Raw genomic sequence first — 18,489 nt, forward strand, 5'->3', positions numbered from 1 at the left:
CTTTCTGGTTAGCGTCTACCTAAGGTACGCCAGACCCGGATGGACTTCGGTGTAGCCCCCGAGGAGCCTGCGGGCCACGTTGACCGAGTCGACCAGCGGATGCAGCGCGAAGGCCTTCACAGCCGTGGCGCGGGAGCCGGACGCGGCGGCGGACAGCACTTCACGTTCGACCGCCTTCACCGCGCAGACCAGTCCTGTCGCGTGATCGGGCAGCGGGTCCACGGCCACCGGGTGCGCGCCGTTGGCGTCGACCAGGCACGGCACCTCGATGACGGCCTCGGAGTCCAGCACGGAAAGAGTGCCGCGGTTGCGGACGTTGAGGATCAGGGTGGTGCGCTCGTCGCGGGCGATGGCCCGCATCAGCGCCAGGGCGACCTTCTCGTAGCCGCCGGACAGGTCGTCGGCGTGGCGTTCGCCCGCGCCCGCCGTCTCCCGGTTCTCGGACATGTACGTCGCCTCGCGCTCGGCACGCGTGCGGTCCCAGGCCGCCAGGGCCGAGGCGTCCGGGTTCCTCATCTCCTCGTAGAAGTGCGCCTGCTGGTCGCGCAGGAAGGCGCCGCGGGTGCGGGCGGCGCCCTGGTAGGCGTGTACGGCTTCCCGGTTGAAGTAGTAGTAGTGCAGGTACTCGTTCGGGATCGCGCCGAGCGACTGCAGCCAGTCGACGCCGAAGAGCTTGCCCTCCTCGAAGGAGCCGAGCAGATCCGGGTCGGCGAGCAGCCGCGGGAGCTCGTCCCGGCCTGCGACGCGCAGGCCGCGCACCCAGCCGAGGTGGTTGAGGCCGACGTAGTCGATCCACGCCTCCTTCGGGTCCGCGCCCAGTACCCGGGCGATACGGCGGCCGAGGCCGACCGGCGAGTCGCAGATGCCGATGACACGGTCGCCGAGGTGGCGGGACATGGCCTCGGTGACCAGTCCGGCCGGGTTGGTGAAGTTGATGACCCAGGCGTCGGGGGCCAGGCGGGCCACCCGCTGCGCGATGTCGACCGCGACGGGCACGGTCCGCAGCCCGTAGGCGATGCCGCCCGCACCGACCGTCTCCTGACCGAGGACGCCCTCGGCCAGCGCCACCCGCTCGTCGTTCGCGCGGCCCTCGAGACCGCCGACGCGGATCGCCGAGAACACGAAGTCGGCGCCGCGCAGGGCCGCGTCGAGGTCGGTGGTGGCGGTCACCTCGGGCGCGCCGGGCACGCCCGCCGCCTGCTCGGCGAGCACCCGGGTCACGGCGGAGAGCCTCGCCGCGTCCAGGTCGTGCAGCACGACCCGGGTGACCCGGCCCTCCGCGCGGTCCCCGAGGAGCGCTCCGTACACGAGCGGCACACGGAATCCGCCGCCGCCCAGAATCGTCAGCTTCACACCGGCACCTTTCCTGCCACCATCACCTCGACGCCCGCCTCCTCCAGGGCGGACCGGGTCGCCGGGTCGATCGGCGCGTCGGTCACCAGCACGTCCAGGTCCGAGGGATCGCACACCTTCGCCATACCCGTTCCCGGGAACTTCGCCGAGTCGGCGAGCAGGACGACCTTGCCGCCGGCCTTGATCATGGCCCGCTTGACCGGCACCTCGACGACCGTCGTGTCCATCACCTGCCCGCCCGGCCGCACTCCGCTGGTGCCGAGGAAGAGCCAGTCGGCGTGCAGCTGGCGCAGGTTGTCCTCGGTGAGGAAGCCGACCAGGGAGCGGTACTCGCGGCGGACCATGCCGCCGAGCAGCACCAGCTCGATGCCCTCGTCGTCCGCGAGCTCCTCGTAGACCACCAGGTTGCTGGTGATCACGGTGAGGCGGCGGCCGTGCAGCTGGCGGGCCAGCCGGAAGGCCGTGGTGCCGATGTCCAGCAGCACCGACTGACCGTCCGTGATCATCGCCGCCGCGTGCACGGCTATGGCGTCCTTCTCCGGCACCCGCACCTCGGCGACCTCGGCGAAGGGCTGGTCCCCCTCCTCGACGACGGCGCCGCCGTGTACGCGCGTGAGGAGGCCGTCCTCCTCGAGCTTGACCAGGTCACGCCTGATGGTGGCGGGGCTCACACCCAGCTGCTCGGAGAGATCGGTCACGGCCGCGGGCCCGCCTGAGCGCAGGGCCCGCAGGATGAGTTGGTGTCGTCGTTCTGCCAGCACAGCATGAACACTACTCGTCATTGTCGATCATTTCTATGCTCACTTCTGCTCAGGTATTGACCAATGTCGCCGGAGCGCAGCACGATTCCGGGCATCGCATGGGAAGAGTTCCGGCGCCCGACGAGAGGACCCACCTGTGGACGACGACCGGCCCGACGTCCTGCTCACCGGGCTGCTCTTCTACGACCTCGTCCTCACGGGTCTGGGCGGGCCGCCGACGCCGGGCGAGGAGATCTGGACGGCCGGCATGGGCTGCGGCCCCGGCGGCATCGCCAACCTGGCGGTCGCCGCGTCCCGCTTCGGCCTGAGGACCTCGCTGGCCACGGTCTTCGGCGACGACTTCTACGGCGAGTACTGCCGTGACGTCCTCGACGACCAAGAAGGCGTCGACCTCTCCCTCTCCCGCACCGCCGACGGCTGGCCCACTCCGGTCACCGTCTCGCTCGCGCAGGGCGGCGACCGCGCCCTGGTCACCCACGGCCAGGAACCGCCGTACTCGCAGGACGCCCTGATGGGCGACCCGCCCGAGGCGCGCACGGCCCTCGTGCACATCGAGGCCGAGCCGCGCGCCTGGCTCGCCAAGGCTGCCGCGAACGGCACGCAGATCTACGCCGATGTCGGCTGGGACCCCACCCAGCAGTGGTCCACCGACCTGCTCGACCAGCTCGCGCTGTGCCACGCCTTCCTCCCCAACGAGACCGAGGCGATGGCCTACACCCGCACCGACAGCGTGATCGCGGCGCTCGGCACGCTCTCCGAACTGGTGCCGGTGGCCGTGGTCACGCGGGGCGGCGACGGCGCCGTCGCCGTCGACCAGACGACCGGCGAGTACGCGGACGTACCCGCCCTCGACATCGATGTCGTGGACGCGACGGGCGCCGGCGACGTCTTCGGCGCGAGCTTCGTCGCGGCCTCGCTCGGCGGCTGGCCGCTCGAGGAGCGGCTGCGGTTCGCGGTCCTCGCCGCGGGGCTCTCCGTCCGGCACCACGGCGGGGCCCTTGCCGCACCCGGTTGGTACGGCGTCGACCGCTGGTGGCGCTCGCTGACCGACCCCGAACCGAAGCGGGCGTACGGCTTCCTCGCGGACCGGCTGCCGGCCGATCCCGGTCCGCCCGTCCGCTACGCCCCGGTGACCCCGCCCGCACGGCAGCACTGACCCCCCACACATGCTCAAGAGATTTGAAAGGCGGTGGGAGCTGTGCGGCTCTCACGAAGAGGCCTCCTGCGTGCGAGCCTGGCCGGTACGGCCGCCACGGCGCTCGGCGGCCTCGCGTCCGGCTGTGCCGTTCCGACCGGTTCGACCGGCCGGAACATGGTCCTGTGGTACTGGGACGGCGGCCTGGGCGACACGGTCGTCGAGAGGGCCAGGGCCCGTTACGGCAGCACGGTCGACCTCCAGGCCATCAAGATCGGCGGCTACTACCGCTCAAAGCTGATCACCACGATGGCCGGCGGCGCCCACATCCCCGACATCGCGGGCCTCAAGGGCGAGGACATGGCGTCCTACCTGCCCAACGCCGAGCAGTTCGTGGACCTGCGCACGCTCGGCGCGGACAAGTACAGGCGCCGGTACCTGCCGTGGAAGTGGGACCAGGGCATCGCCGACGACGGCTCGATGGTCGGCTTCCCGATCGACTGCGGCCCCGTGGCGCACTTCTACCAGTACGCCGTCTTCCGGAAGGCGGGACTCCCCCACGAGCCCGCCGACGTGTCCGCGGAACTGAACACCTGGGAGAAGTTCTTCGCTGCGGGCGAGCAGCTCGGGAAGCGGATACCGGGGACGTATCTGCTCACCGACGTCAACGCCGTCTTCGAGAACGCGGTCCAGCAGGGCAGCAAGCGGTACGTCGACAAGGACCGCCACTTCATCGGCGACCAGGACCATGTGCGCACCGCCTGGGCGCTCGCCGTGGAGGCCAAGCGGCGCAGGATCGTCTCGAACATCGTCAACGGGACGCCGGACCAGCTGTCGGCCATCGAGGAGGGGAAGCTGCCCAGCCAGCTGGGCGCCTCCTGGGCCACCAACGACATCAAGAACGGTGTGCCGAAGACCAAGGGCAGATGGCGGGTGGCCGACATGCCCGTGCGGCCGTCCAACAACGGCGGCTCGTTCCTGTCGATCACCAAGGCGTGCCGGGATCCTGAGCAGGCCTTCCGGATCATCACCTGGCTGCTCGACGCGGCCAACCAGGCGCAGGGCTTCGTCGACGCCGGGCTGTTCCCGTCCACTCCCGCCTCGTACGGCCTGAGGCAACTGCGCGAGCCCGACCCGTTCTTCGGCGGCCAGGTCACGATGGACGTCTTCGGGCCCGCCGCGCAGAAGATCGCGGTCGCCTACAACAGCCCGTACGACGTGGCGCTCGGGCAGCCGATCAAGGACGAGATCAAGAACGTCGGCGTCCTCGGCAAGGACCCGAAGAAGGCCTGGAGTGACGCCATGAGCAAGTGCCGGCGCATCGCGAAGCATCTGGGGGTGAGCTACTGATGGCCACCCTCCCCGCACTGGAGAAGCCCTCGGCCACCGTGGCGGAAACGCCCGCCGCGCGGCCGAAGAACGGCTTCCGGAAGTACTGGCACCTCTACGCCGCGATCTCCCCCTTCTACCTCCTCTTCCTGGTCTTCGGCCTGATTCCCGTCGGCTTCTCGCTCTACCTGTCGTTCCACCGCTGGGACGGCCTCGGCTCGATGGAGTGGGCCGGCCTCACGCAGTACCAGTACCTGCTGAGCGACTCCGACTTCTGGAACTCGATCGGGACCACGATCACCATCTGGGCGCTCGCCACCTTCCCCATGATCTTCCTGGCGATGGTGACGGCCGTGATGCTCAACTCGGCGGTCCGCTTCAAGAACGTCTACCGCTTCGCCTACTTCCTGCCGAACGTCACCTCGGTGGTGGCGATCGCGATCGTCTTCGGTTCGGTCTTCTCCACCAACTTCGGTCTGGTGAACGCCCTGTTGCAGGCCGTGGGCCTGGACCAGGTGGCGTGGCTGAACACGCCGTGGGGCATCAAGGTCGCCATCGCGACGCTGATGACCTGGCAGTGGACCGGCTACAACGCGATCATCTTCCTCGCGGGGCTGCAGACCATCCCCGGCGATCTGTACGAGGCGGCGCGCATCGACGGCGCCGGGCCCGTGCAGACGTTCCTCCGGGTGACGCTGCCGCTGCTGCGGCCCACGCTGCTGTTCGTGCTCGTCGTCTCGACGGTCACGGGTCTGCAGAGCTTCTCCGAACCGCAGGTGCTGCTGCAGAACACCTCGAACGACTCGACGTTCTCGGGCGGTCCCGACCACGCGGGCCGGACGATGGTCCTCTACTTCTTCCAGCAGACCTTCGACAACAACGACTTCGGTTACGGCGCCGCCGTGGCCTGGGGCATCTTCCTCGTCGTCGTCCTCTTCTCGATCATCAACTGGCGTCTGGTGCGGCGCCGGGGCGAAGAACAGTGAGGCCGGTCAAAATGGCATTCATAAAGGGCTCCGGGCGCCGGGGCATCGCCCTGCACGCGTCCCTGATCTTCGGCGTGCTGCTGTCGGCCTTCCCGTTCTACTGGGCCGTGATCATGTCGACGCACACGTCGAGCGAGATCTTCTCGTACCCGCCGAAGCTGCTGCCGGGCACGCACTTCCCGGAGAACGTCCGCCATCTCTTCGACGCCATCGGCTTCTTCGGGTCGATGGGGAACTCGCTGCTGGTCGCGACGACGGTGACCCTCCTGGTGCTGTTCTTCGACTCACTGGCCGCGTTCGTCTTCGCCAAGTTCGAGTTCCCGGGCCGCCGGGTGCTGTTCGCGCTGCTGATGGTCATCTTCATGGTGCCGACGCAGCTCCAGGTCATCCCGCAGTTCGTGATCATGGCGAAGATCGGCTGGATCGGTTCGATGACGGCGCTGATCGTGCCGGCGGCTGCCAACGCGTTCGGCATCTTCTGGATGCGCCAGTACATGAGGAGCGCCATCCACGACGAACTGCTCGACGCCTCCAGGCTCGACGGGGCCGGGTTCCTGCGCCAGTACTGGCACGTGGCGCTTCCGGTGGTCCGCCCGGGCCTCGCCTTCCTCGGCATCTTCACCTTCATGGGCCAGTGGAACGACTACGCCTGGCCGCTGATCGCCCTCACCGACCCCGGCAACGTCACCCTCCAGGTCGCGCTGTCCCAGCTCAACAGCGTCCACGGCACGACCGACTACGGCATGGTGATGACCGGCGCGCTCCTCGCCCTCGTCCCGCTGCTGGTCGTGTTCGCGGTCGGCGCCCGGCAGATCATCGGCGACCTCGCCAAGGGGGCGGTGCGCGGATGAGCGGCGATCCGCTGATCGCCCTGCGCCCCTGGGAGGCGCCCGAGGTGACCTCCTGGGGTCGGCTGCCGATGAACGCGGTCGACCGGCGTGGCGGTGCCGTCCGTCTCGACGGCGACTGGCGCTTCCAGTTGCTGCCCGCGCCGGACGCCCCGCTCGCGGACGTCTGGTCCTCGTCGTACGTCCCCGGCGTCTGGACCCTCCAGGGCACGGACGACCTGCCGCGGTACACCAACGTCCGCATGCCGTTCGCCGAGTTCCCGCCCGGCTCGCCCGCGGCCAACCCGACGGGCGTGTACGAGCGTGACGTGGACGTTCCCGCCGGGTGGGCCGGGCGCCGGATCGTGCTCCAGGTCGGGGCCGCCGAGAGCGTGCTCCTCGTGCACGTGGACGGGCGGCCCGTCGGCGTCTCCAAGGACTCCCATCTGGCCGCCGAGTTCGACCTGACGGGGGTCGTGCGCCCCGGCCGGCGGGCCGTCGTACGACTGACTGTGGTCAAGTGGTCGGACGCCTCGCACATCGAGGACCAGGACCAGTGGTGGCACGGCGGGATCACCCGCTCGGTGCTGCTGTACGCGACGGACCCGCTGCATCTCACCGACGTGACCGTGCGGGCGGGGCGGTCCGGTGATCTGCGGGTCGACTGCCGGGTGCGGGACGCGGGCGGCGCGCTGCCCGCCGGGTGGTTCGTCAGCGGGGAGCTGGACGGTCGACTGCTCACGCAGGACGAGGAGTTCGACCGTGCGAACGCCGAGGACGCGCGGGTGTCCGACTTCCTCGGCGAGGCGCGGCTGGGCACCACCGTCCCGGAGGTGCGCACCTGGACAGCCGAGACGCCCGAGCTGTACGGCCTGACCGTCCGGCTGCACCACTCCGACGGCACGGTCGCCGACACGTCGTATCACCGCATCGGGTTCCGGGACGTGGAGATCGTCGGCCGGGATTTGCTGGTCAACGGTGAGCGGGTGTTCATCCGGGGCGTGAACCGGCACGACTTCCATCCGCTGACGGGCCGGACGGTGTCGTACGACGACATGCGCGCGGACCTGGTGCTGCTCAAGCGCTTCGGCTTCAACGCGGTCCGCACCTCCCACTATCCGGGCGACCCGGCCCTGTACGACCTCGCCGACGAACTCGGCTTCTACGTCGTCGACGAGGCCGACATCGAGTCGCACGACCACGCGCACGAGATCGCCGACGACCCGCGCTATCTGAACGCGTTCGTGGACCGGGTGTCGCGGATGGTGCTGCGGGACAAGAACCACCCGTCGGTCATCATCTGGTCGCTGGGCAACGAGTCCGACTACGGGGCGAACCACGACGCGGCGGCCGGCTGGGTGCGCCGGCACGATCCGACGCGGCCGATCCAGTACGAGGGCGCCGCCAAGCGCGACTGGGCGGACCCGGAGCTCGCCTCCGACATCGCCTGCCCGATGTACGCACCGATCGAGGACTGCGTCGCGCACGCGCTGTCCGGGAGACAGACCAAGCCGCTCATCCAGTGCGAGTACTCGCACGCCATGGGCAACAGCAACGGCACCCTCGCGGACCACTGGGCGGCCATCGAGGCAACCCCGGGTCTTCAGGGCGGCTTCATCTGGGAGTTCTGGGACCACGGCATCCTCCAGCGTGTGAACGACGGAAGACCGGTCGGGCGTGGGGGCGCCGGGCTCTACGACAACGGTGTCGCCGCGCCGGGCCATCGCTGGGCGTACGGCGGCGACTTCGGCGAGGCGATCCACGACGGCGCGTTCATCGCGGACGGGGTGGTCTTCCCCGACCGCACGCCCAAGCCCGTGATGTACGAGCACCGGGAGATCGCGGCGCCCGTGCGGATCGAGTGCTACCGGCACGAGGGCATCGTGCTCGGCAACCACCAGCACTTCCGGAGCCTTGACTGGCTGGCGGGCGAGTGGGAGCTGTCCCTCGCGGACGGCCCTACCCTCACGGCGCCGGCCGAACTGCCCGCGCTGTGCCCCGGGGAGACTGCGGCGGTGCCGCTGCCGTTCGAGGTGCCGCGGGACGGGGGCGAGGCCTGGCTGACGCTGCGGGTGACGACGGCGCGGGACGAGCCCTGGGCGCCGCGCGGCACTGTGGTGTGTCTGCCGCAGGTGCGCCTGCGGGCGCCCGCCGTGGAGCGGCCCGCCCCGGTGAAGAACCGTTCCCTCGAGGTCGACGGGGACGGCCTCCTCGTCCATCCGCTGCTGACCACCGCGCCCACGCTCTCCCTGTGGCGGGCGCCCACCGACAACGACGAGCTCGGCGGGACGGCGTTGCGCTGGCGGGAATGGGGGCTCAACGCCCTCGTCCGCAAGGTCGTGTCCGTACGGCGGGAGGGCCCTCGCGTGACGGTGCTCGCCGAGTACGCGGGAACGACCGGCGTCGTTCGGCACCGGCAGGTGCTCACGCCGGTCGAGGACGGGGTCCTGGTCGAGGAGACCGCGGAACTGCCGGAGGTGTTCGACGACGTGGCGCGGATCGGCTCGGTCTTCGAGACGGTGGCCGGCCTCGATCTGCTGGAGTGGTTCGGGCAGGGGCCCTGGGAGTCGTATCCCGACCGGAGCACGGGCGCACCCGTCGGCCACCACTCCGTCCCCGTGGACGAGTTGTTCACCCGCTATCTGCGCCCGCAGGAGAGCGGAGGCCGCCACGGCGTACGGCGCTTCACACTGTCCGCGCCGGACGCCGCCGGCCTCGCGGTCGTCCTGGACGAGCCGCGTCAGGTCTCCGTCACCCGCTACCGCGCCGAGGACCTGACGGCCGCCGCGCACCACGACGAACTGGTGCCGCGCCCCGGCTGTGTGGTGCACATCGACGCGGCGCACCGGGGCCTGGGCACGGCCTCGTGCGGTCCCGACACCTCCCCTTCGTATCTCGTCGCACCGGGCATCCACCGCTGGAGCTGGACGCTGCGCGTCCGCTGAACCCCCCACGCCTCAGTGTCACTTCTCTTCTACGGAGCACACATGTGCACTTTGCATGAGCATGACCAGGACGAGGCCGCGCAGGCCGGAGCCGGACGACGCAGTTTCCTGCGGGCCACCGCACTGCTGGGCACCGCCGCCGTGGCGGGTGTCGCGCTGCCGGCCGTGGCCGAGGCAGCGGAGAGCCTCTGGCGACCCGACCCGGACAGCCGGCGCTTCACGCTCGCCGTGATGCCCGACACCCAGTACCTCTTCGACGGGCCGAGCATCGACAAGGCACCGGTCGAGGCGTCCCTGCGCTATCTGCTGGAACACGGCCGGGACGAGAACATCGTCTTCCTGTCCCACCTCGGCGACCTCACCCAGAACGGCGCCCAGGCCGAAGTCGCCGCGATCAGCGAGGCGTTCCGGCTGCTGGACCGGCGGGGAGTCGGCTACAGCGTCCTGGCCGGCAACCACGACGTGAGGTCGTCGACGGACGACCAGCGCGGCTCGACTCCGTATCTGGAGGCCTTCGGGCCGCAGCGGTTCAAGGGCAGCCCGACCTTCGGCGGCGCCTCCCTCGACGGCTACAACACCTTCCACCTGTTCAGGGCCGCAGGACGCGAGTGGATGGTCCTCGCCCTGGACTGGCGGCTGTCGGCGAAGGGATACGCCTGGGCCGAGCAGGTCATGGCCCGGCACCCGAAGACGCCCGTCATCCTCACCACACACGAACTGGTCGTCGAGGACGACGCCCTGTCGGCGTACGGGTCGCAGCTGTGGGACCGCCTGATCGAGAACCACGACCAGATCTTCCTCACCCTCAACGGGCACTACTGGCCCGCCGCCCGCGCCACCCGCAAGAACATGGCCGGACATGACGTCCACCTTCACCTGACGAACTACCAGAACCGCTACTTCGGCGGCGCGGCGATGATCCGCCTCTACCGATTCGACCTCGACCGGAACGTCATCGACGTCGAGACGGTCTCGCCGTGGATCCTGGGCCGGGCCGCGACGGGGCTCAACGAACTGGAGCGGCAGGAGATCGAGCTGAGCGGCGACGGTGACCGGTTCTCCGTCGAGATCGACTTCGCGGACCGCTTCTCCGGATTCGCCCCGGTGCCCGACCGTCCCGCCCGGCCCGCCTCGCAGGTCGTCATCCCCGGCACGGTGGCGTACTGGCGCTTCGAGTCGCCCGCCGCCGGCACCGTCCGCGACCTCTCCGGGCAGGGCAACGACCTCTCCCTGGTCACGGTGGGCGGCGGCAAGCTGGGCTGGTCGCCGGACCACCACCCCGAGCAGCCCGGCCACGGCAGCCTGGAGTTCCAGGGCTACAAGTCGCCGCTGAAGGGGGCGTACCTGCGCACGGTCGACGGCGCACCGCTCAACTCGGCCACCTTCCCGAACGGTTACACCATCGAGGCCTTCTACCGCCTCCCCGCCGACTGGGACCCCGCCCACAACTCCTGGTCGGGCCTGGTCGGCCGCACCGGCACGGGTGGCGCCGCCGGCAAGACCGCCGACGACCCCGACGAGCCGCTCGCCACGCTGTCCCTGTCGAACGACCGCGAGCCGCAGTGGGCGATGCGCCCGCTGAATCAGGAGGGCATCGCCACCAACTGGGGCCAGGAGACCCCGCTGGAGACCTGGTGGCACCTGGCGGTCGTCAACGACGGCGAGCACACCACGCTCTACGTCGAGGGCTGCCCCGTCGTGCGCAACCCGAAGGCGGCCGCCGTCGGCATCACCTCCGTCGGCCTTGCGTGGCTGCTCGGCGGCTACGAGTACGGCGGGCAGCTCGACCAGATCCTGTACGGCCGGCTCGGTGACGTCCGCATCGTCGAACGGGCGCTGCCCGTCACCTCCTTCATGAACCACTGATCCTTCATGAACCACTGACTTGTCGAGGACCACCATGACCGAGCAGCAGCTGCCCGTCTGGGCCGACCCGTCCTTCCCGCCCGCCGCCCTCGACGCCCAGGGGGTGTCGAGACGCCAACTTCTCCGCCGCGCAGGTCTGTTCGGCGCCGCCTTCGCCCTCGGGTCGGCGGCCACACCGGCCCTCGCCGCCTCGCAGCCGGGCTTCGGCGGGGACGACCCGCGCCTCGCCTACCTCGTCGGCGACCACCACGTCCACTCCGTCTACAGCCACGACGCCAAGTACACGTTCTCCCAGCAGGCCCAGGCTGCCGCCCGGTACGGCCTGGACTGGATGGTCTTCAACGAGCACTCCAACTTCGGGCACGCCCACCACGGCGCCGCGCTCGAGCACCAGGAGATCCTCAAGGCCCGCGCCGAGAACCCGCGCCAGCTGATCTTCCAGGGCCTGGAGTGGTACATCCCGGCCGCCGAGCACTGCACGGTGTTCGCCGCACCCGGCCCCCACGAGGTCGACCTGCTCACGCAGTTCGAGCTCGCCTACGACGGCAAGCTGCTCGGCTACACCGACGGCTCCGCAGGCGGCACGGACACCGCCCGCAACGAGGCCCACGCCGTCAAGGCCATCAAGTGGCTGGCCGAGCAGCGCCGCACCGGTTACGTCGACGACGTCCTCGTCCTCGCCAACCACCCGCTGCGCCTCGGCATCGACTCCCCGCACGAGATGCGCAACTGGCGCGACGCGGCCCCCGAGATCATGATCGGCATGGAGGGCGCGCCCGGCGCCCAGGGCGCCGCCATCCCCGGCTGGCGCGGTGCGACGTCGATCCGCGGCGAGTACGAGAACAGGCCGTCGGCGCAGTCCTGGGCGGGCTACCCGGCGGACGCCTACCTGACCTACGGCGGCTTCGACTGGGCGACCGCGACCGTCGGCGGGCTGTGGGACTCGATGCTGGCCGAGGGCCGGCTGTTCTCGATCACCACCAACTCCGACAACCACCGCACCGTCTTCGACACCTGGAAGAACGGCGACTGGCCCGCCGGGCAGAACTTCGACAACACCGGCAGGCTGCCCGACCCGGTCGACACCGACACCCCGCAGCCGGGCAGCGACTTCTGGCCCGGCGAGTTCAGCCGCACCCACGTCGGCGTAACGGGCTACGGCTACCGCGCCGTGATGGCGGGCCTGCGCGCGGGCCGGGTCTGGCTCGATCACGGGCACCTGCTCGACGGGCTCGACGTGCGGCTGAAGCGGGACTGCGACGCGGGCCGGGGCGTCACGCTGGGCGGGCGGCTCCGCGTCCGCAAGGGCGAGAAGATCACGCTGTACGTGACGGTGACGACCGCCTCCCGGGCCAACCCGCACGGAATCCTGCCCCAGTTGGCGCACATGGACGTGATCCGGGGCGCGGTGCGCGGACCGGTGGCCGACCGGGACACCTGGCGGGCGCCCGACACGAAGGTCGTCCTGTCGAAGGACGTGTCGGGACGGCAGGGGACGTACACCCTGCGCATCCCGCTGACCGCCGGGGACGAGTCCTTCTACGTCCGGCTGCGCGGCGGCGACGGCAACAGGAACGGAACCGGTTACCTCGGCGCGTCGATCGACCCGCACGGACCGATCCCGCACGAGCCGGGCAATGGCGACCCGTGGGCGGACACCTGGTTCTACTCGAACCCCGTCTTCGTGGACGTCATGGGCTGAAGCCTCCCCGAAAGGGGTCGCGGGACCGTTTCGACGTTTCGGCTGCGCCGCGCCACAACGGTCCCGCAGCTCCTCACAACGAGCGCCCCGACGGCACTGCCGGCGGGAGCCCTAGGCGTAGAACCGCGACAGGCTCTGCAGAACCGCCGCCGGCTTGGCACCGCCCTCGATCTCGATGGTGCCGTCCACGGTGATCTGCACGCCGCCCGGCACCTCCTCGACCTCGGCGAGCTTTCCGACCAGCCGGATGCGGGAGCCGACCTTCACCGGGGAGGGGAAACGCACCTTGTTCAGGCCGTAGTTGACCTTGGTCGTGACGCCCTGGACGTCCAGCAGTTCGGTGAAGAGGGGGATGAAGAGGGAGAGGGTGAGGTAGCCGTGGGCGATCGGGGCGCCGAAGGGGCCCTCGGCGGCCTTCTCCGGGTCCACGTGGATCCACTGGTGGTCGCCCGTGGCATCGGCGAAGGTGTTGATGCGCTCCTGGGTGATCTCGATCCACTCACTGGTGCCCAGGTCGCTGCCGGCGAGCTTCTTCAGTTCGTCGAGACCGTTGACGGTGATGCTCATTTACTGTTCCTCACTTGAGAACTTAGGAGTTGTTGCCGTACCGGGAGCGCACCCGGGCCTTGAGGAGCTTTCCGGAGGCGGTGCGCGGGAGTTCGTCCGCGAGGACCACCGACTTCGGGATCTTGTACTTGGCGAGGCGGCCGGCCAGCGAGGCCAGCACCTCGTCGGGGTCCAGCGAGGCCCCTTCGCGCGGCACGACGACCGCGCGCGGCACCTCACCCCACTTGTCGTCCGGCACGCCGATGACCGCGCACTCGACGATGTCCGGGTGGGCGAGGAGCAGGTCCTCGATCTCGGCGGGGTAGATGTTCTCGCCACCCGAGATGATCATGTCCTTGATGCGGTCGACGATGTGGACGTAGCCGTCCTCGTCGACACGGGCCGCGTCCCCGCTGCGGAACCAGCCGTCGGCGAAGGAGGCGGCCGTTTCCTCGGGCAACCCCCAGTAGCCGGGCATGACGTGCGGTCCGCGGACGACGACCTCGCCGGTCTCGCCGACGTCGACGGGGGTCATGTCCGGCCGGACCACCCGTACGTCGCTGAAGAAGTGCTGCACTCCGGCCGACCCCGCCTTGCTGACCGCGTGTTCCGCGTCCAGGAACAGCGTGCCGGGGGACGCCTCCGTCATGCCGTAGCCCTGGAGGAACGTGAGTCCGCGCTCCTGGTACGCGGCGATCAGCGGCGTCGAGACCGGGGAGCCGCCGCAGGTCAGGATCCGCAGGGAGGACAGGTCGGCGTCCTTCCAGCGCGGATGCCGGGCCACCTGCTCGAACATCGTCGGCACCCCGAACATGAAGGTGATGCGGTGCCGTTCGATCAGATCGAAGGTGACCGAGGGGTCGAACGCCTCGACCAGGACGCAGGTGCCGCCCTTGAGCAGGACCGGGAGCGTCAGCATGTTCAGGCCGGCCGTGTGGAACAACGGGGCCGAGACCAGGGCGCGTTCGTCGGCGATCAGGTCGGTGTCGACCAGGACGTTGATCGCGTTCCAGGTCAGGTTGCCGTGCGTGAGCATCGCGCCCTTGGGGCGGCCCGTCGTCCCCGAGGTGTACATGATGATGCAGGTGTCGTCGGGGGTGACCGGTGTGTCGATCGGCTCGTCGGACGCCGACGCCAGTGCCTCCTCGTACTCGGTGCCGACCTCGACGTACGTACGGACGTCGGTGTGGCCGGGCAGTCCGGCGACCAGACCCGCGTGCGAGGGGCCGTAGACGAGGGCCTTGGCGCCGGAGTCGGCGAGCTGGTAGGCGATCTCCGGGCCCGCGAGGCGGGTGTTGAGCGGGACGAAGACCGCGCCGAGCGTGCCGGCCGCGAACAGGGTCTCCAGGTAGGAGGGGTGGTTGGGGCCCAGGTAGGCGATGCGGTCGCCGCGCCGGACGCCCCGCTCGCGCAGGGCGTGGGCGAGACGGGTGGTGCGGTGGTACAGCGTCCCGTAGTCGACGGACGTGTCGCCGTGGATCAGGGCGGTGCGGTGGGGGGTCTTGCGGGCCCGGCGTGCGGGCCACGACCCCAGTCCCTCGTTGCGCATCAGTGGCCCCTTATGGCTTCGTCAGCCCGAGCAGGCGGGCGGCGTTCTCCTTGAGGATCTTCGGCCTGACCTCGTCCTTGATCGGCAGCTTCGCGAAGTCGGCGAGCCAGCGGTCCGGGGTGAGGACGGGGAAGTCCGAGCCGAAGAGGACCTTGTCCTTCAGCAGCGTGTTGGCGTACTGCACGAGCTGCGGCGGGAAGTACTTCGGCGACCAGCCGGACAGGTCGATGTGCACGCCCGGCTTGTGCGTGGCGACGGCGAGGGCCTCGTCCTGCCAGGGGAAGGACGGATGCGCCAGGATGATCTTCAGGTGCGGGAAGTCGGCGGAGACGTCGTCGATGTGCAGCGGGTTGCTGTACTTCAGCCGGATACCGCCGCCACCGGGTACGCCCGCGCCGATCCCCGTCTGCCCGGTGTGGAACAGGGCGATCGTGCCGGTCTCCTCGATCACCTCGTAGAGGTCGTACGCCACCGAGCGGTCGTTGGGGAAGAAGCCCTGGATGCTGGGGTGGAACTTGAAGCCCTTCACCCCGTACTCCTCGACCAGGCGGCGGGCCTGCCTGACCCCGGCCTTTCCGCGGAAGGGGTCGATGGAGGCGAAGGGGATGAGGACGTCCGGGTTGGCCGCCGCAGCCTCCGCGACCTCCTCGTTCGGGACCGGCGCGGTGCCGGTCGCGGACTCGGCGTCCACAGTGAAGATCACCGCGGCCATCTTCCGCTCGCGGTAGTGGGCGGCCGTCTCCTCCAGGGTCGGCTTGCGCTTGCCCTCGACCTTGAAGTAGGCGGAGGAGGCGTCGTGCAGGTCGTCGTCCAGGGAGGAGTGGCCCTTGGAGGACACCTCCGCGTGGGTGTGGACGTCGATCGCGACGAGGTCGTTCAGGTCCATCACGCCTCCGGGAACTTCGGCGCCGGAATGCCGACCGACTGCAGCTCCGCGCCGACCGAGGTGGGCCAGGCGTCGGCCAGGCCGGCGGGGGTCCAGCCGCCGTCGGCGTACGCCGCCTTGATCTCCTGCGGATGGGACCAGAGTGCCACCTTGTCGCCGCCGATGCCGATGGCCTGGCCGGTGATGCCGCGGGCGGCCTCGGAGGCGAGGAACGGGATCAGGGCGGCGCAGTCCTCGGGGGTGCCGAAGCCCTCGCCCTTGCGGAGGAAGTCCGGGAGGGGCTCGCCGTTCTTCATGGCCTCGACGTACGGGGCGAAGGCGGGGATGGTCTCGGTCATCGCGGTCGCGGCGACCGGCACGATCGCGTTGACGGTGATGTTCGCGCGGCCCAGCTCCATCGACCACGTACGGGCGAAGGCGGCGATGCCGGCCTTGGCGGCGGCGTAGTTCGTCTGCCCGAAGTTGCCGCGCTGGCCGGCCGGTGAGCCGACCAGGATCAGGGTGCCGCCCTCGCCCTGCTCGCGCATGCGGACGGCGGCGGCGCGGGCGCAGGTGAAGGTGCCCTTGAGGTGGGTGGCGATCACCGCGTCGAAGTCGTCGTCGGTCATCTTCCACAGGACCTTGTCGCGCAGGATGCCGGCGTTGGTGACCAGGACGTCGAGCCGCCCGAACTCCTCGACCGCACGGCCCACCAGCCGATCCGCGGCCTCGCTCGTGCCGACCGGGACGACCTCCGCGACGGCCTTGCCGCCCGCCTCGGTGATGGACTTCACGGCCTGCTCGGCCACGGTCTCGTCGACGTCGTTGACGACCACGGACGCGCCGTGGGCGGCCAGGGCGTGCGCATAGGCGAGGCCGAGGCCCCTGCCGCTGCCGGTGACGACGGCGGCCTTGCCGGAGAGATCGATGCTGGGCACGGGTGGGTCCCTTCACGCGGTGACACGGGTGGTGCGGTGCGGCAATGAGAAGTCGCACGGGGTGCGGCTACGAGATCGAAGCTAAGAGCAATAATTGTTGTCGTCAATAGTTGTTGATGACCTATGGGTGAGACATGCTGGAATCTGCATGAGGAACCACCCCTGCGGGGGCCGAGACCGAGGAGCCCGCCATCACCCGCCAGCACGCCACCAGTAATGCCGCCGGCCCTCACCCGATCGACGCGGACGAGCCGTGGATGCGCGGGCTGCACGCCGACACGGGCTATCTGCTGTACCGCCTGGGCCTGCGCTCGGGGCAGTTGTTCAACACCTTCCTCCACGAGTCGGGACTGCGCCTGCGCCACTACGCGGTGCTGCGCTTCCTGGCCACCTCCGAGGGCACACTGCAGCGCGAACTCAGCGCCCGCCTCGGCTACGACCCGAGCGCGATCGTCGGCCTGGTCGACGACCTGGAGAAACTGGGCTTCGCCGAGCGCCGCCCCTCCCCCGACGACCGGCGCAGCAGGATCGTCGTCCTCACCGAGGAGGGCCGCGCCTTCCTCCGGGACACCGACGAGGCAGGCCTGCGGGTGACGAACGACCTGCTGGGCCCGCTCGACGCGGACGAGCGGCAGACCCTGCACACGCTGCTGCTGCGGATCGCGGAAGACGGACTGAGCTGAGATGACCGCCCGCTCCGCGCCCGACCGGCTGCTGTCCGTACTCGCCGCGTTCGACCACGAGCACCCGGCGCTGTGCCTGACGGACATCAGCCGGCGGGCCGGACTGACCCTGACCACCGCGCACCGGCTCGTGGGCGCCCTCACCGAGTGGGGCGCCCTCGAGCGGGACGAGGCCGGCGTGTACCACGTGGGGCTGAGACTGTGGGAGATCGCGGCGCTCGCCCCGCGCGCCCTCGCGCTGCGGCAGGTCGCGCTGCCGTATCTCGAGGATTTGTACGAAGCGACGCACGAGAACGTGCAGTTGGCGGTGCGGGACGGCTCCGAGGTCGTCTACACCGAGTGGCTGTCCGGGCGTTCGGCGGTCGGCGTGCACATCCGCGTCGGCGCGCGCTGGCCACTGCACGCCACCGGGGTCGGGCTCGCGCTCCTCGCGCACAGCGCCCCGGACGTCCAGGAGGCGTACTGCGCGGGCCCGTTGAAGTCCTTCACCCCGTACACGATCACCGACCCCGAACGTCTGCGCCGGGTCCTGGCCGACGTACGGCGCACCGAAGCGGCGGTGAGCAGCCGGCAGGTCACCGAAGACGCCCTGTCGGTCGCCGCTCCGGTGCGCGGGCCGGGCGGTGCGGTGGTCGCCGCCGTGTCGGTCGTGGTGCCACAGGCCGACGCCCAGGTGCCCGTGCTGATACCTGCGGTGCGTATGGCGGCGCGGGGCATCTCACGCGCACTCGGGTGGCAGCCGCCGCAGGAACCCGGCTGACCGGCGCTTGCCGGACACAGACTTCCCCCGACCCGGCCACCCAGCCACCCCGTCGACAGCCGCCCCCGTGCGCGGGCCGGGCGGTGCGGTGGTCGCCGCCGTGTCGGTCGTGGTGCCACAGGCCGACGCCCAGGTGCCCGTGCTGATACCTGCGGTGCGGATGGCGGCGCGGGGCATCTCACGGGCGCTCGGGTGGCAGCCGCCGCAGTCCTGATCGGCAGGCACCGGCCGGCGACCTCCCGAG

Annotated in this window: 15 protein-coding genes and 1 pseudogene; 10 read left to right on the forward strand and 6 right to left on the reverse strand. The window is 70.4% G+C overall.

What is annotated here, in order from left to right; all coding sequences use genetic code 11:
* Positions 1-15: 15 nt before the first annotated feature.
* Together ABZO29_RS09185 and ABZO29_RS09190 are read right to left on the reverse strand one after the other, a co-directional pair.
* Positions 16-1,353 carry a 6-phospho-beta-glucosidase gene (locus ABZO29_RS09185; RefSeq protein ID WP_367319650.1) on the reverse strand — a complete coding sequence of 446 codons (1,338 nt, stop codon included), beginning with the start codon at positions 1,351-1,353 and terminating at the stop codon, positions 16-18.
* Positions 1,350-2,114 (reverse strand): DeoR/GlpR family DNA-binding transcription regulator, encoded by a 765-nt coding sequence (locus ABZO29_RS09190; RefSeq protein ID WP_367319651.1) that lies wholly within the window; start codon positions 2,112-2,114, stop codon positions 1,350-1,352. The genes ABZO29_RS09185 and ABZO29_RS09190 overlap by 4 nt, the downstream gene beginning before the upstream one ends.
* Before the next feature lie 136 nt (positions 2,115-2,250).
* Between ABZO29_RS09190 and ABZO29_RS09195 the strand changes: the two genes are divergently transcribed.
* Genes ABZO29_RS09195 through ABZO29_RS09225 form a run of 7 tightly spaced genes read left to right on the forward strand, consistent with a single transcriptional unit; the run spans position 2,251 to position 12,904 of the window.
* Positions 2,251-3,270: a carbohydrate kinase family protein gene (locus ABZO29_RS09195; RefSeq protein WP_367319652.1), complete on the forward strand. Its 1,020-nt coding sequence runs from the start codon at positions 2,251-2,253 to the stop codon at positions 3,268-3,270.
* 42 nt (positions 3,271-3,312) lie between these two features.
* Positions 3,313-4,599, forward strand: a complete 1,287-nt coding sequence (locus ABZO29_RS09200) for an ABC transporter substrate-binding protein (RefSeq protein ID WP_367319653.1) — start codon at positions 3,313-3,315, stop codon at positions 4,597-4,599.
* Positions 4,599-5,564, forward strand: coding sequence for a carbohydrate ABC transporter permease (locus ABZO29_RS09205; RefSeq protein ID WP_367319654.1), 966 nt, complete (start codon positions 4,599-4,601; stop codon positions 5,562-5,564). The genes ABZO29_RS09200 and ABZO29_RS09205 overlap by 1 nt, the downstream gene beginning before the upstream one ends.
* A gap of 11 nt (positions 5,565-5,575) precedes the next feature.
* On the forward strand, positions 5,576-6,415 hold the full coding sequence (locus tag ABZO29_RS09210; RefSeq protein ID WP_367319655.1) for a carbohydrate ABC transporter permease: 840 nt from the start codon (positions 5,576-5,578) through the stop codon (positions 6,413-6,415).
* Complete coding sequence (locus ABZO29_RS09215) at positions 6,412-9,336, forward strand: glycoside hydrolase family 2 TIM barrel-domain containing protein (RefSeq protein ID WP_367319656.1); 2,925 nt, start codon at positions 6,412-6,414, stop codon at positions 9,334-9,336. The genes ABZO29_RS09210 and ABZO29_RS09215 overlap by 4 nt, the downstream gene beginning before the upstream one ends.
* 42 nt (positions 9,337-9,378) lie before the next feature.
* The gene (locus ABZO29_RS09220; RefSeq protein WP_367319657.1) at positions 9,379-11,202 is read left to right on the forward strand and encodes a LamG-like jellyroll fold domain-containing protein; all 1,824 of its coding nucleotides are present in this window, start codon (positions 9,379-9,381) and stop codon (positions 11,200-11,202) included.
* Positions 11,203-11,236: 34 nt separating this feature from the next.
* Entirely contained in the window at positions 11,237-12,904 is a 1,668-nt protein-coding gene (locus ABZO29_RS09225; RefSeq protein ID WP_367319658.1) for a histidinol-phosphatase, read from the forward strand.
* A 111-nt stretch (positions 12,905-13,015) separates the two neighbouring features.
* On the opposite strand, the gene ABZO29_RS09230 is transcribed toward ABZO29_RS09225, so the two are convergent.
* From ABZO29_RS09230 to ABZO29_RS09245, 4 genes are read right to left on the reverse strand one after another with little or no spacing between them, the layout of a single operon-like run.
* The gene (locus ABZO29_RS09230; RefSeq protein ID WP_031480771.1) at positions 13,016-13,471 is read right to left on the reverse strand and encodes a MaoC family dehydratase; all 456 of its coding nucleotides are present in this window, start codon (positions 13,469-13,471) and stop codon (positions 13,016-13,018) included.
* A gap of 22 nt (positions 13,472-13,493) precedes the next feature.
* Positions 13,494-14,999, reverse strand: coding sequence for a long-chain fatty acid--CoA ligase (locus ABZO29_RS09235; protein WP_367319659.1), 1,506 nt, complete (start codon positions 14,997-14,999; stop codon positions 13,494-13,496).
* Positions 15,000-15,009: 10 nt separating this feature from the next.
* Positions 15,010-15,885 (reverse strand): amidohydrolase family protein, encoded by an 876-nt coding sequence (locus ABZO29_RS09240; protein ID WP_367319660.1) that lies wholly within the window; start codon positions 15,883-15,885, stop codon positions 15,010-15,012.
* Positions 15,885-16,802, reverse strand: a complete 918-nt coding sequence (locus tag ABZO29_RS09245) for an SDR family NAD(P)-dependent oxidoreductase (protein WP_367319661.1) — start codon at positions 16,800-16,802, stop codon at positions 15,885-15,887. Before ABZO29_RS09245 ends, ABZO29_RS09240 begins: the two co-directional genes overlap by 1 nt.
* A 257-nt stretch (positions 16,803-17,059) precedes the next feature.
* On the opposite strand from ABZO29_RS09245, the gene ABZO29_RS09250 reads away from it, so the two are divergent.
* The 3 genes and pseudogenes from ABZO29_RS09250 to ABZO29_RS09260 form a co-directional block, all read left to right on the forward strand.
* Positions 17,060-17,485, forward strand: coding sequence for a MarR family winged helix-turn-helix transcriptional regulator (locus ABZO29_RS09250; RefSeq protein WP_367319662.1), 426 nt, complete (start codon positions 17,060-17,062; stop codon positions 17,483-17,485).
* Between the two features lies 1 nt (position 17,486).
* On the forward strand, positions 17,487-18,245 hold the full coding sequence (locus ABZO29_RS09255) for an IclR family transcriptional regulator (protein ID WP_367319663.1): 759 nt from the start codon (positions 17,487-17,489) through the stop codon (positions 18,243-18,245).
* A 52-nt stretch (positions 18,246-18,297) separates the two neighbouring features.
* Positions 18,298-18,459 (forward strand): annotated as a pseudogene (locus tag ABZO29_RS09260) (IclR family transcriptional regulator); the annotation flags it as partial.
* Between the last annotated feature and the right edge of the window lie 30 nt (positions 18,460-18,489).

Source organism: Streptomyces sp. HUAS ZL42, from assembly GCF_040782645.1.
In the GTDB taxonomy this organism is placed as follows: domain Bacteria; phylum Actinomycetota; class Actinomycetes; order Streptomycetales; family Streptomycetaceae; genus Streptomyces.